Source organism: Floridaenema flaviceps BLCC-F50 (assembly GCF_041929275.2).
Classification (GTDB): domain Bacteria; phylum Cyanobacteriota; class Cyanobacteriia; order Cyanobacteriales; family Aerosakkonemataceae; genus Floridanema; species Floridanema flaviceps.
In genome coordinates this window covers 3,974,111-3,986,720 of record NZ_JBHFNR020000001.1, presented here as the reverse complement: position 1 = coordinate 3,986,720, position 12,610 = coordinate 3,974,111, and the positions used below count along the sequence as shown (strand labels likewise).

Annotated in this window: 11 protein-coding genes; 4 read left to right on the top strand and 7 right to left on the bottom strand. The window is 38.8% G+C overall.

The annotated features are described in order from the left end of the window. Positions 1–2 precede the first annotated feature (2 nt). The gene (locus tag ACE1CI_RS19265; RefSeq protein WP_413263131.1) at positions 3–1,124 is read left to right on the top strand and encodes a glycosyltransferase family 2 protein; all 1,122 of its coding nucleotides are present in this window, start codon (positions 3–5) and stop codon (positions 1,122–1,124) included. A gap of 46 nt (positions 1,125–1,170) precedes the next feature. Here the strand turns inward: ACE1CI_RS19265 and ACE1CI_RS19260 are convergent, their stop codons facing one another. From ACE1CI_RS19260 to ACE1CI_RS19245, 4 genes are all read right to left on the bottom strand, one after another. Next, a complete protein-coding gene (locus tag ACE1CI_RS19260; RefSeq protein WP_413263130.1) occupies positions 1,171–1,758 on the bottom strand; it encodes a Uma2 family endonuclease in 588 nt (195 codons plus the stop codon). Between the two features lie 74 nt (positions 1,759–1,832). Beyond that, positions 1,833–3,158: an aromatic ring-hydroxylating dioxygenase subunit alpha gene (locus ACE1CI_RS19255; RefSeq protein ID WP_413263129.1), complete on the bottom strand. Its 1,326-nt coding sequence runs from the start codon at positions 3,156–3,158 to the stop codon at positions 1,833–1,835. A gap of 125 nt (positions 3,159–3,283) precedes the next feature. Beyond that, entirely contained in the window at positions 3,284–4,951 is a 1,668-nt protein-coding gene (locus tag ACE1CI_RS19250; protein ID WP_413263128.1) for an esterase/lipase family protein, read from the bottom strand. Between the two features lie 135 nt (positions 4,952–5,086). Continuing rightward, positions 5,087–5,290, bottom strand: a complete 204-nt coding sequence (locus ACE1CI_RS19245) for a ChaB family protein (RefSeq protein WP_413263127.1) — start codon at positions 5,288–5,290, stop codon at positions 5,087–5,089. A gap of 194 nt (positions 5,291–5,484) precedes the next feature. Between ACE1CI_RS19245 and ACE1CI_RS19240 the strand changes: the two genes are divergently transcribed. After that, positions 5,485–7,929, top strand: a complete 2,445-nt coding sequence (locus tag ACE1CI_RS19240) for a metallophosphoesterase family protein (protein ID WP_413263126.1) — start codon at positions 5,485–5,487, stop codon at positions 7,927–7,929. Positions 7,930–8,112: 183 nt separating this feature from the next. Here ACE1CI_RS19240 and ACE1CI_RS19235 read toward each other — a convergent pair whose 3' ends face one another. Then, complete coding sequence (locus ACE1CI_RS19235; protein ID WP_413263125.1) at positions 8,113–8,469, bottom strand: HNH endonuclease; 357 nt, start codon at positions 8,467–8,469, stop codon at positions 8,113–8,115. A 997-nt stretch (positions 8,470–9,466) separates the two neighbouring features. Between ACE1CI_RS19235 and ACE1CI_RS19230 the strand changes: the two genes are divergently transcribed. Continuing rightward, entirely contained in the window at positions 9,467–9,865 is a 399-nt protein-coding gene (locus ACE1CI_RS19230; protein WP_413263123.1) for a response regulator, read from the top strand. A 17-nt stretch (positions 9,866–9,882) separates the two neighbouring features. Continuing rightward, positions 9,883–10,257, top strand: a complete 375-nt coding sequence (locus tag ACE1CI_RS19225) for a signal peptidase I (protein WP_413263122.1) — start codon at positions 9,883–9,885, stop codon at positions 10,255–10,257. On the opposite strand, the gene galK is transcribed toward ACE1CI_RS19225, so the two are convergent. Then, a complete protein-coding gene (gene galK, locus ACE1CI_RS19220) occupies positions 10,254–11,324 on the bottom strand; it encodes a galactokinase (RefSeq protein ID WP_413263121.1) in 1,071 nt (356 codons plus the stop codon). The genes ACE1CI_RS19225 and galK overlap by 4 nt on opposite strands. 67 nt (positions 11,325–11,391) lie before the next feature. Beyond that, a complete protein-coding gene (locus ACE1CI_RS19215) occupies positions 11,392–12,483 on the bottom strand; it encodes a M24 family metallopeptidase (protein ID WP_413263120.1) in 1,092 nt (363 codons plus the stop codon). Positions 12,484–12,610 lie beyond the last annotated feature (127 nt).

Below are 12,610 nucleotides of genomic sequence, written 5' to 3'. Positions count from 1 at the left end.
TTATGGATATTGCTGTTGTTATTCCCTTATTTAATGGCGAGTTATGGATTCGCCAAACCCTAGAAGCGGTTTTTTCCCAGTCGAAATTGCCCACAGAAGTAATTGTTGTAGATGACGGTTCCGAAGATCGATCGCCAGAAATAGTTAAGTCTTTTTCCGGGGCGAAACTGTTGCGTAATCCGCAGAAAGGTTGCCAGTTTGCCCGGAATTTTGGTTTCCAACAAACCACAGCTTCTTTAGTAACATTTCTCGATCAAGATGATATTTGGCATCCCGATCACTTACAAATTCTCAGTAGCCTTTTAGAACAATATCCAGAATCATCGGCTGCTGTAGCTAAGGATTGTTTGTTTACATCCGATCGAGATTTAGTTTTTTCACCGCCAACTGTAAAGCCAGAACTATTCGACCCTTGGAATATGTTCCCTCTCAATCAAATTCATGCTCCCGCATCTGTTTTAATTCGACGCAGTGCATTAGAAGAAATCGGAGGTTGGACAACTCAGTTTTGGGGTGGTACTGATGCTTATATGTGGTTTCGGTTGAGTGTCTGTTATCCTTTAGTGAGAAATCGTAGCGTGACGATCGGCTACCGGATTCAGGATAAATCTACTAGTCATCAATGGCGATTGCAAAAGGCGCAAAGTTTTTTTGCAACAGTAATGATTTCCTCCGAAACTGTGCTTGCCGATCGAATTGCCGTTCGTCCTCAAGAAGTCGATCGACTCAAAAAACGATTGGCAGTTTTTCGCCCAATGGCTGATGTTTTAAAAGCAGTAAGTAACTCCGATCGAACTCTTTTGCGATCGTCAGCTTTAGAACTGGAATCAGCTTTATCTGATGAATCCGATCAATTTACTAAGTTAATCTGTGGGATGCTTTGGTGGTATCTCACTCCTGGTTTGACTTTAGGAAACTTAGCCCAAAATCAGGGCGTAATCAAGATTGTACAAGAAAGTTGGCCTAGAGATGTGGAAAAAACTACACAACTTATTCCCTTTCATCCCCGCAGCAGTGTCTCCAGTAAAATCTTACTCCGATACCTGCTCAGAAACCCCTGGCGATTGGATTTGTGGGGAGATTTTTCTAACCTTTTGATCGCTCGATTCGCGAAAAGTAAATAGTAGAATTTAGCCATGTACGTAGTTGCGCTTGGGCGCTAAAGCGCAACTACGTACCTGTTTCTTCTTCAGTTTCTAATACAACATCCTCATACAAAAGTTCGATCGCACACCGAAAATCAACGCTACTTAAATAAATCTCTTCTCCTTCTGTATAAGTATAAAGTTCCCAAATTCCTCGATCGTTTAATCTAAAAACTTCCACAGTTATCTGTTCTGCACTGATTAAAACGTATTCTCTGAGAGTGGAAATGCGGCGATATTGTTGGAATTTTTTACCTCGGTCAAAACTCTCTGTACTCGGAGAAAGAACTTCCACAATTATAGAAGGATGATAGATAACTTTCTTGGCGTTTCTGTCTCTTTCGTCGCAAGTTACCATCACATCAGGATAGTGAAAAGGGCCATTTTCAGATACACCAAGTTTGGCATCTGCCATAAATACTTTACACCCTTTACCTCTGACGTGAGTTTTTAGGTTTGAGGCTAAATTAAGGGCGATCGAATTATGGGCGAGTGTACCCCCAGTCATGGCATACACTTCACCGTTGACATATTCGTATTTAATTGGTTGTTGTTCTTCCCAATCTAAATATTCTTGGGGAGTCATGTATTTAGGTTGAGGAGTAGCTACCATAGTCAACCTCCTGGTTGTAATAATTGATAAATCGGATTTTCCTATCATCAATTATACAACTGGATTAACCATGATTACCTTTTTGCGTGGACGTAATCAACAAAATAAAACTTTGGTTCTAACCAAAATTTCAGCCAACTATAAATTCCTAAATTTAACAAAACTAGCACTATCAAAGGCAACCCAAACTTCATTCTAACTGCATCTGGTAATACCGCTACTACTGGAACGCTAATTGCCACATATCCTAACAACAAAGTTTGCAGAAGTTTCACTTTTGAAAGTGCTGTTCGACAGCTTTGACAATGCTGTGTATGCTGTTTATATCGGTCTAGTGCAAATTGTCGATCGCCCGAAATTTCCGCTGTTTCTTTAACAGTAATTCCTACTTCATCCCAAGGTAACTTGCCATCAGCGTACTTATCAAACCATTTGCGAAACTCGATTACTAAGCGATCGGCACTTGTCGGCATTTTATAAGCATTTTGCCAATTTTCTTTTTGCTGTTTTTGTTTTTGGTGCAAAAAGTACTCTTGCTGTTGGAGTAAAATCATATCTCCATCTAATACAGCATTGCGGTTATTAATATGATCCCACCAACGAGGTATTAATTTAACTATATTTTTGGCAAAATTACGGGGAAACTGAGCAACTATTCTCGATTTACCCGGAGTTGTAGGTATACAATAAGTAACTAAACCAACTTGCTTTGTTTCACCAAATTTAATTGTATATTCTAACCTACAAGGCGGTTCAAAGGTAATCGAACTCCTGCTACTTTTAGCAGTAATTAAGTTAGGAGTTGATTCACTAATTGTAATCGAAATTGGTCTGGGTTTTTCGCGATTTCCTTGTATTCCGTGATGGGCAAACGGAACGTGACTGGGGTCGCAAACATTCTCAATTAATGTCTGCCAATCATACTCTAAATCGCGCACAAAGGAAGACCAAACAAATCCTTTACTTGCATCTACTTGGGGCGATAAGGGTAATGGAACTGATTCAGCTAGTGCAGCTGAATTAACATCAGGCCATACCCATAATAAATCTTGTTCCTGACGACTTGGTAAGGTTACTGCACAAAGATATTTTGCTTTTTGGGCTACTAATTCGGGGTTTTCTGCTTGGGGAATGCGGGTACAATTTCCTTGGGCATCAAATTGCCAACCGTGATAACTGCACATTAAATTACCCGTTTTTTCGTCTACTTTCCCTTCACTTAATGGGGCTAGACGATGGGGACATTGGTCTAAAAATACCCGAAAAGTTTCAGATGATTTAGGCTGCCAAATTACCAATCGCAATCCTAAAATAGTTACCGCTGTTGGTTGATTTGGGTCGAGGTCTTCGAGCGGTGAAAGCGGATACCAGTGTGAAAAGAAATTGAATTCTGATGTCATTTTGCTGCTAACTACGTAACTTGTTCGTTTTTAATTATAACCTGTGCGATCGGATCTAAAAGTCTTGTCAATTCTCAATACTTTGGTTGGGTTTAGCTATGGCACAACCCAACCAAAATTTTTCCCTAATTCATTACAAAAGGTATTGCTTCACCATCTTCAGGAATTTCATCAATTTCTATCCGAAAAGTTGCCTCAAAACCAGTTCCTTTGACATCAAATTGCCATCCACCATTTAGATAAGGCATTTTGTCTTCTTCTGGGGGTTGGAAATTAGGATCAACAAATTGCTCATCTGTGTGTCGGTATAAAAGTAAATTTGATTGATTTTCAGTTGGGAACAAAGTGCGGATATAGTATTGTTTGTGGAAAATGATATTGTCCGAAAAACCAATACCAAATAAATCCCGTTCTCCCACATAAAAATCTAACCGGATTACCATATCTTTATTGATAATACTCTCATCTTTGAGAATCGGTATAATGTTTAAGTACCCTTCCCAAATCAACTTATTATCATCAGCCCAAGGAAAAGTCATTTCCTGATTTTGTTCGCTAAAGTTGATATTTTTATCCTGTTCTGCAACTTTTTTGAATGGGCCATAACAGTTTTCTGCCTCTCTGCTTTGATGGAAAAGTTCAAAGTCTACCCCACGCGGTTTAATAGAAACACCCAAGAAAAACTCGCTTTTTCCAAAGAAATCTTTACCGCGAGTCACCGTACCTTTGACAAAACGTAATCTGACTCGCACGTTGCCAAAAAAGAAGCGGGTTGCTATTTCAAAACTTTCTCTTGCTGTCAGCAGGGAATCTGGTCCTCCGTGACATTTGTGAACAAAAGTTCTGGCTGAACCGGGAATTTGTGCCGCATTTTGTTTAACTAAACCATCACTACGATTGTAGTTTATCCCTAGCTCATCTTCCAGAGAAAATAATCGGTTGAATCTAGAAGATATGGCGTTATTGTAGCTGCGATAATTGGTTCCCACTATCGTTAGGAGGCGATGTAGAGGGAAATGTTTGCCAAAATTATTGTAGGATATGGGGTTATTTTTATCTCCCATAAAATCTGGATTAAAATGTTTTAAATCATCCGCAGCTGCGATGTTAAGCCAATTTTTGATAATTTGGATAGTAACGCCTTGGTGGGGTGTACCAAGAGTGACTATTTTGTTAATATAGTCCTCGGCTTTTCTTCGCTGTTCTGGATAAGTAACTTGCACGGCTTGTTGCACTAACAAACCCCCCATAGAATGGGCAATAATATTAACTTTTGGCTTACGATCTGTCTTAAGCGATGTTAGTTCTATAATAAAATCTATTAAGCGGACAAGTGCTTTGCCATAGGTTTCGTAAACTCGATCGTCCAAATCATAGTAACGAAATATCCAAATAGAATTGGAAATATCTGCGGAATTTTCTAACAGATTCAGCGCCATGCCTGCGTCTATAATAACTTTATCTCCTGAAAAATAACCTAACTCTTTAAAGTGCATAAATTTAGCGATAATATTTGGATCTTTGTAGCGCTGCAATTTTTCAGGAATTAAGGGTTCGCGATCGATAACGTTGTTATAGTACCCAACAACATTGGTCGCGTCTTGGTACTTCCAGTTTGATTTCATAAACCGCAGGATTAAACCTTCATATATATAATTTTCCCCTTGTTTTTGCGGGTAAACTGTGCCTTCAGTAAAACCCTGGTAAGCATTTTTTTTCTCGTCCGATGTATCGAATCCCCCAAAACCTCGAATCAAAATTAATGGTAAAGGGCGGCGGGTAGGTTCAGACATGGTTATTCTCCAATACTACCGATCTATTTTGTACACAAATTTACCCAAAACTATTTTTAGTTTCGTTAAGTATTGGCTCTAAGTATTGTTGAGATTTGCTATAAATACAATCGTTTACTAAGGCGCGATCGCACTCTATTCTGCTTTTTTATGCCAATTGCCATTACTGCCTTTTTCGTATTGATGTTTTACTGCACTCCAAGCAACTTTAAAAGCGGTTTCTTCTTCGTCGTATTCTTCTGTTGCACTATTAAATGCTGCTAAAAAAATCTCTTGGGCGTGTTTAGGTAAATGATTTTTTACTGAGTCTGGTAAATCGGCAATTTGTTGGTATGGCATAAATTTATACCTAATATCTTTATTTCAGACTGCCATGTGATTCAGGAAAATTTATCATTCTGAAGATTGATTTTTGAAATAAAACCATTTCGCTTCGTAAAAATATACTGTTAAGACTGCTATCTGTGAGTAAATATATTAAAGTGGTTTAGAGATTAGGCCGCTTGGCGATTATGTTGGGAGATAGATTATTTATGTCATGGACACCTTTGTGCGATCGCATCGATCGCCTACCCCTAATTCTCGCAGGCCCAATTTTGCGGCGAACAGAACCAAACGCCGTTACTGTTTGGGTAGCTTTAAAAGAACCGCGCAATGTAACACTAAAAGTTTACTCTACAGTTAACGGTAATGGTGAAGTTATCGATCGATTATTGTTGTTTGGTAAAAGTTACACAATACCATTGGGTCAATTTCTTCATGTAGTTGCTGTTACCGCTAAACCTCATCTGGCAGGACAAAACCTACTCCAACCAGGGCAAATTTATGCTTATGATTTAGAATTTGGTAACAATAATTTAGCAGAAGCGTTAAACTTTGAAAGCGGTTTTCCCGAAGTAACAATTAGTTATTTTTCCCATCAATTACCCACTTTTGCCATGCCACCCGATGATTTAAATTATTTACGAATTGTGCATGGTTCTTGTCGAAAACCTCATGGTGGGGGACGGGATGCTTTAACAATATTAGACGATCTAATTAGTCACTCGGCTAATCAAGCTTTAAATCGTCCCCAACAATTGTTTTTAACAGGCGATCAAATCTACGGTGATGATGTAGCAGATCCCCTACTTTGGGCAGTAACAGATGCAGGTAATACGTTATTGGGTTGGGAAGAAAAGCTGCCTTTACAACAATTAGGAGATGGCGAAATTGAAGATATAAAAGTTAGTGAATTATTCCCTGGAGAACGGACTGATATTGCCAAAGATTATGGCGGTTTCACTGCGATGTTTGTGAATAAACCAGAAAAGGCAAAGAGTCATCTTTTTGGTTTGGGCGAATACTTTGCTATGTATTTGTTTGCTTGGTCGCCTATTGTTTGGCCTAATCGTTTTCCCACAGGTGAAAAAGTTAGAAATAACCGGAAAAAGGCTAAATTTTGGGATGAGGAAGCGGCAGTTGTCTTGGAATTTGCTAATGATATTTGGAAAGTTAGACGATCGCTTGCCAACATCTCAACTTACATGATTTGTGACGATCATGATGTGACTGATGATTGGTTTTTAAATCGGGAATGGTGCGATCGCGTTTTAAGTAAACCCCTTGGTAAGCGTGCAGTGCAAAACGCAATGTTAGCTTATGCTATATTTCAAGCTTGGGGAAATACTCCTGAACAATTTCAACCTGGACAACCGGGAGAAAATTTATTACTAGCAGCAAAACGTTGGTTAATGTCAGGAGGAAAAAACACAAATGCTTGGGAGAATGTAGCTAAATATTTAGGGATGCCTGTTGATATTTCGCCAAAGTTACGTTACCAAGAAGATGAAAATACCTTAATTTTAAATCGTCAACATTCAGATGGTACGCAGGCTTTAATTTGGTACTATACTATCAGAAGTTTTAAACATGAAGTGATTGTTCTTGATACACGCACTTGGCGCGGTTATACCAAAGGTGAAAATAAAACAACCGATCCGCCAATGTTATTAAGTCCGACTGCGTTTAAAAAGCAAATTCAACAACCACTTCAAGAAACAGATAATTCACAAATTGAGGCTACTTTAGTTGTGATTCCCACCAATTTAGTTAGTTTGTCATTTGTGGATAGTTTTCAAAATTGGGATTGGAAACGACATCAAGTTGATGATATCGAGCGGATTTTTAATAGCGATGTAGGAGATTCTTGGAACTTTAATAAAGTCGGTTTTGGTAAATTGCTTTCTTACTTATTGGAACAGCGCGATCGCGTGATAATTTTAACTGGTGATATTCACTATTCCGGTGCAGTTACAATTAATTATTGTGAACGTAATCTCAATAAAACCTCTCCTAAAATTATAGTACAATTAACCGCAAGTGCTTTCAAAAATGAAGAATTTACAACTAAATTAGTGCATACAAAAATATCTTCTTTAGCACTCCAACAACCAGAAGTTTGGGCTGGCTGGAATCAGCAACCAGAATTGTTTGAAGTACAAAGAATTCAAGAAAAAATCCAAGTTTATCAGCTAGAAAACTCACCAGAAATTCCTTTATTACGTGAAGTTGATGCAGGTAATTGGCATAATCAAGAAGTTTATTGGTCGATCGCAGTTAACCACCAAGAATTTCTCCCAGATTGGTGGTATCGTACCGAATGGATCAAACGCCAAAAAGCCCAACCAGCTGCTTGGGAAAAAGCCAAAAATTATGCTTCATTTTCTCATAAGAAAAGCTCGAATTCAACATCTTGGTTATGGCAACGCTGGTTTCAAGAAGGAGAAGAAGTTGTAGGGTTAGCTAATTTTGGGTTGGTTTCTTTCCGTTGGTCAAGCGAAAATGACGATGCTAAAGCAGTAATTCAAGATATCTATTGGCGATCGAACTGGGGCAATCAGAGCGTAGTTTATAGTAGATATTTTGTTCCCCTAACATTAAAAACCTTGCCTTTACCAGTCCATGTAATTCCCTTGCACAGATCCCCGACTTCTTGAAGAAGTCGGGGATCTGGCTTTGCTCTTAGCAACTGGAGTTTAAGGTAAAAAATGCTTAACCTTTCGCTCCCTTACAAAAGCGATCGCACTCCTAACTCCCCAAAAGAGCGATCACATCCCAACTTCCTTCAAAAAAGCAATCGCACCCCAAACTCCCCTAAAAGCGATCGCAGGAAGATAAATTTAACTATTTTTATTTATTAAATTCTTAATTTCCTCTATAGTAAATGGAGGGTGTTTTCTGTGAATCATAGCATGACAATTTGGACAAAGTGGACGCAAATCTTTAATAGGATCAACTTCATATTCTTGATTAATTTCAGATAAAGGTATTAAATGATGAACATGAATAAAATCTTTTCCTTGTCCTATTAGTAGTCCAGGGGTACGAGGTTGGGTGTCTTCTTGATTTAAGCCTAAACGGAAGTCGTGAATTAAATCATAAATTTCTGTAAGCTTCTCTTCTGGTATATCTTTTAGTTCTTGTATGATTTTCTGGATTAGCATAAATCCTCCAGGGTTGAATTGTTCATGCAGCAAATTCTTTACTGGCTTAATCCTATCGCACTCTTAGTGCGATAGGATTAAGCCAGTAAGCCACACATTAGACTTCGGAGCGCTTTTTTGATAACAAATTTCCCGCTAACATACTCCCAATATTTACTATTATATTCATCTTTCGATAGACAGAGTAAATAAATAAAAATAGCGCTTATATTCGCTTTTATAATACTAGCAATTACTAGGGTTTCACACTTTGTTAATTACATGAATGTGATGAAGAATACAGTTATTCAAGAGAATTAAAATCTTTCTTAAGAAGAAGGTAATGTTAGAGAATTATTATGGATACTTGTAGGGTAAAGATTCATCAATGTTTATAATGATGGGGTAATTGTGATTAGCCTTATAGCTTCAGTTTCATTGATTTTTTTAGTATTGTGGACAATCTGGAACGCTATCCAAGATGCAGTTAACACAGGAAAGCGCCTGCATCAAATTCCCTGTGCCAACTGTCAATATTTTACGGGTGATTATCACCTGAAATGTACCTTGCATCCTAAAGCAGCCCTTACAGAAGAAGCAATTAATTGTTTAGACTATTGCTCTCCCAATAGATACTATTAGGATGGAAAAATGAGGAAAGGGAACAAGGTTTTTTATATTGCCTTGTCCCCGCTTGGGTTGGTAGCCGAAAAATCCTCATCTTTCCCCTGTTCGCTTTAAACGTTTTGTTGTTCGTAATTCATATAATCAAGTGTTAAGACAACTGAGTTTTAATTTAAAGTTACTACTAATATTTCTCAGGACTTACAACTAGAGAAAAAGATTAAAATGAAGAACGATTGTAATAATTATTACATTGAAGAAAAGCAAGGACTTTAACTCAAACTCAAAAAGTTCTTTCTGGGAGCCTTCTTAGCAAAATCTACTTTAGGTATGAGGTAAATAGAATAAAAATATAGTAAGATACAATTGGGAAACCTGTTAATTGCAAATTTCATTTAGTGTTTTTTGCTAAATTAGAAGGCTAATTATGATTTCTTCTCCAACTAAAACCCAACTGAAACGGATCTTAATTGTTGATGATATGCAGGACAATATATCTCTTCTAGAAGCGATTTTAGTAGAAGAGGGATATGTAGTTGATACTGCTAATAATGGTAAAGTAGCCTTAGAGAAGGTACAATCTACGCCACCAGATTTAATTTTACTGGATGCGATGATGCCTGGAATGGATGGCTATGAATTAACTCGACGCATTCGAGAACAAAAAGATTTGCCTTTTATTCCGATCGTACTAATTACTGCTTATGAGAATATGAATGCAGCCCAAGCTTTAGATTTAGGGGCTAATGACTTTGTGCGGAAGCCGATCGAGTATGATGAATTAATGGCAAGAGTCAGAGCTTCTTTGAGGCTGAAAGCAACGTAGAAAGTTAGAGTTGATGAATGCAATCTAAAATTGTATTTGGAAATGCCCAAAAAGATGGAACAGAACACCGGGGTTGGTTTATTGGTTATTTTATGCCAGATGATGACCCTCGTTTTACCTCTGACGTAGAAGTGAAATGGACTGTTCATCAAGCAGGAGAAGGTAGGCGCGAATGGGCGATGAATGCGGAAGCGACTACAGTTTCGATTTTGATTGGGGGAAGATTTCGCGTGCAATTCCTAGAATCAGAAGTTGTCTTATCTAATCAGGGGGATTATGTGCTTTGGTGTCCCGGCGTACCTCATACTTGGGTAGCAGAATCAGATTCTACTATTCTAACAGTGAGATGGCCTTCAAAATCGGGGGATAGTGTAGGAATAGGTAAAGGTTAATCGATTTGGGGAACTAAAATTTTTCCGGTATGACCTGCTTGATTATAACTTTCTAGGGTGGTTTGTGCGATCGCTCCTCCCCTCCCTTCTTCCACCAAAGCAACACAAGCACCCCCAAAACCTGCACCCGTCAAACGTGCGCCAAAAACACCAGGAGTTTCCTGCAAAATTGCCACTAAAGTATCCAAAGCTGGGACAGAAACTTCGTAATCATCGCGTAAACTAGCATGGGAAGCATTCATTAATTCGCCAAAACGTTGGGGTGAAACTCCTTTAATTGCTTCTAAAACTCGGTTATCTTCAGTAACAACATGACGGGCGCGACGACGCAAAGGTTCTGGTAAAGATTCTACTATTTCTGGGTCGGCAATATCTCTTAATGCTTTGACTCCCAAAATTCGCGCTGCTTCTTCACATTCTGCGCGTCTTTGGTTATAACCACTTCCAGCTAATGTGCGAGGTACACCGCTATCGATGATGACAATTTCAGCGTTTGGGGGGAAGGGGAGAATTTGGCGATCGAGCGTTCTAGTATCTAAGAATAGCATGGAATGGCGATCGGCTAAACTCGAAGCCATTTGATCCATAATTCCGCATTGTACCCCAGCATAATTAATTTCTGCAATTTGGGCAATTTGGGCAATTTGCACATCATCAATGGGTAAATTCAAGAGTAATTTTAATCCGCGTAAAGTGCTAACTTCTAAAGCAGCACTACTAGACAAACCCGAACCCATTGGAACGGAAGATGTAACATATAAATTTAGTGGTGGAACTGAAAATCTGGCTTTTTCTACGAGTTCGATGCAGCCAAAAATATAACTAGCAAAACCTTCAGGCTTAGGATCGTTTTTGGCAATACTAACTTTTTCGTCAAGTTCTGCTGAATAAAAATGGTGTTGTTCGTCATGACTAAAACCCAACTGCACAGTTGTTTTTTGGGGAATAGCAGTAGGAAGAACAAAACCATCATTATAATCAGTATGTTCGCCCAACAAATTCACTCTGCCGGGGGCGCTAGCTTCTATGTTCGGTTGAGTACTAAATACATCTTCAAATGTTTTCATAACTTACCAAATATCGCCATATTATCTGCGTTCATCTGCGTTCATCTGCCTTTATCTGCGTTTTAAATTATCCAATCTCCAAAGGAACAGCACGCAATCTTCCTTCTACTTCAATACTAGGCCAATTAGGATCGAGAGTCAGATTTTCCAACTTTCCATCCTCAAGAATCACAAAAGTATCTTCAATTTTAGCTCCGGGTAAACTAGGATTCCAAGCCATAGCCATATTTGCTTCTAAAGTATCAGTAGTAGTGGGATTCGCCACAACTTCTCGCGCCAAATAACCTGTAGTTCCCCCTTGATGATGTTCGCGAATCGCATTAGGAAAACCGTGCTTTTCATAAGCATTTGCTAAAACATCATAAACCACATTTAAAGATGTTCCAGGTTGACAAGAATTCAACGCTTCTGCTTCAATTTCTCTAACATGACGATGTAAATTTGCGTCTTCATCTTTCAACCCACCAAAAACCACAAATCGGGTAAGATTGGCAAATAAACCATAACCCCTAGCGCAAAAAACCAACATCGCTTGTCGCCCAATCTTTTCCCCAGTTGGTGTAGCATGACGATAAAGCGGTAAACGCCTTTCCCCAGCCACCAAAGTTAAAGCTGGATGTAAACCTCTCGCCCATAAAGCTTCTGCACCCGCACCTGCAAGTTGGTATTCTGTCCAATTAGAATTAGCAGCTTTTAACACTTCCGTCATCGCCTCACTCGCCTTCCGCCCGATTTCGCGATAACGTTCTAATTCACTGGGCATCATCACTCGTTTATGCTGTTGTAAAGATGGGGGTAATCGCTTTTCTACGTGGGGAATTGGTCGATCGCTCAACACTTTCCCCCCATTAGTAACTTCCTTTATAAAATTTTCGCACTGAGAATCATCTGCCCAAGGATAGATAAAAAACTGGAAATTAGCGGGTATTTCTTCATCTTTGAAGCGTTGGGCTTCAATTTCATTTGTTAGTATCCAGGCATTTTCTTGAGTTACTAAAACTTCCGCAACTCCAGTTTCTGCTGTTAATAAAACCGTGTGGGAAGCGCCAGCAGTTGCCCAAGCAAACCAGTCTGTTCCTTTGAGGCGAATTCCTTGAGCTTCAGTTTCACTTAAAGCGTTGCGGATTAAATTTAATTTTTGGTCAACTTCAAGATTCATAAATTTTTCTTTTTTTTAACCGCAAAGGACGCAAAGAGCGCAAAGAAAGAAAGAGAAGAAAGAGGAGTTTTATTACTAACGCTTAATCCTTTTGGCTCTCTTCTTCGCGTTCTTTGCGCTCTTTGCG

Bases quoted from the DNA above. Each gene is read 5' to 3' on its own strand.
- ACE1CI_RS19265 (WP_413263131.1), top strand. From the start codon at position 3: ATGGATATTGCTGTTGTTATTCCCTTATTTAATGGCGAGTTATGGATT.
- ACE1CI_RS19260 (WP_413263130.1), bottom strand. From the start codon at position 1,758: ATGGTAGCTACTCCTCAACCTAAATACATGACTCCCCAAGAATATTTA.
- ACE1CI_RS19255 (WP_413263129.1), bottom strand. From the start codon at position 3,158: ATGACATCAGAATTCAATTTCTTTTCACACTGGTATCCGCTTTCACCG.
- ACE1CI_RS19250 (WP_413263128.1), bottom strand. From the start codon at position 4,951: ATGTCTGAACCTACCCGCCGCCCTTTACCATTAATTTTGATTCGAGGT.
- ACE1CI_RS19245 (WP_413263127.1), bottom strand. From the start codon at position 5,290: ATGCCATACCAACAAATTGCCGATTTACCAGACTCAGTAAAAAATCAT.
- ACE1CI_RS19240 (WP_413263126.1), top strand. From the start codon at position 5,485: ATGTCATGGACACCTTTGTGCGATCGCATCGATCGCCTACCCCTAATT.
- ACE1CI_RS19230 (WP_413263123.1), top strand. From the start codon at position 9,467: ATGATTTCTTCTCCAACTAAAACCCAACTGAAACGGATCTTAATTGTT.
- ACE1CI_RS19225 (WP_413263122.1), top strand. From the start codon at position 9,883: ATGCAATCTAAAATTGTATTTGGAAATGCCCAAAAAGATGGAACAGAA.
- galK (WP_413263121.1), bottom strand. From the start codon at position 11,324: ATGAAAACATTTGAAGATGTATTTAGTACTCAACCGAACATAGAAGCT.
- ACE1CI_RS19215 (WP_413263120.1), bottom strand. From the start codon at position 12,483: ATGAATCTTGAAGTTGACCAAAAATTAAATTTAATCCGCAACGCTTTA.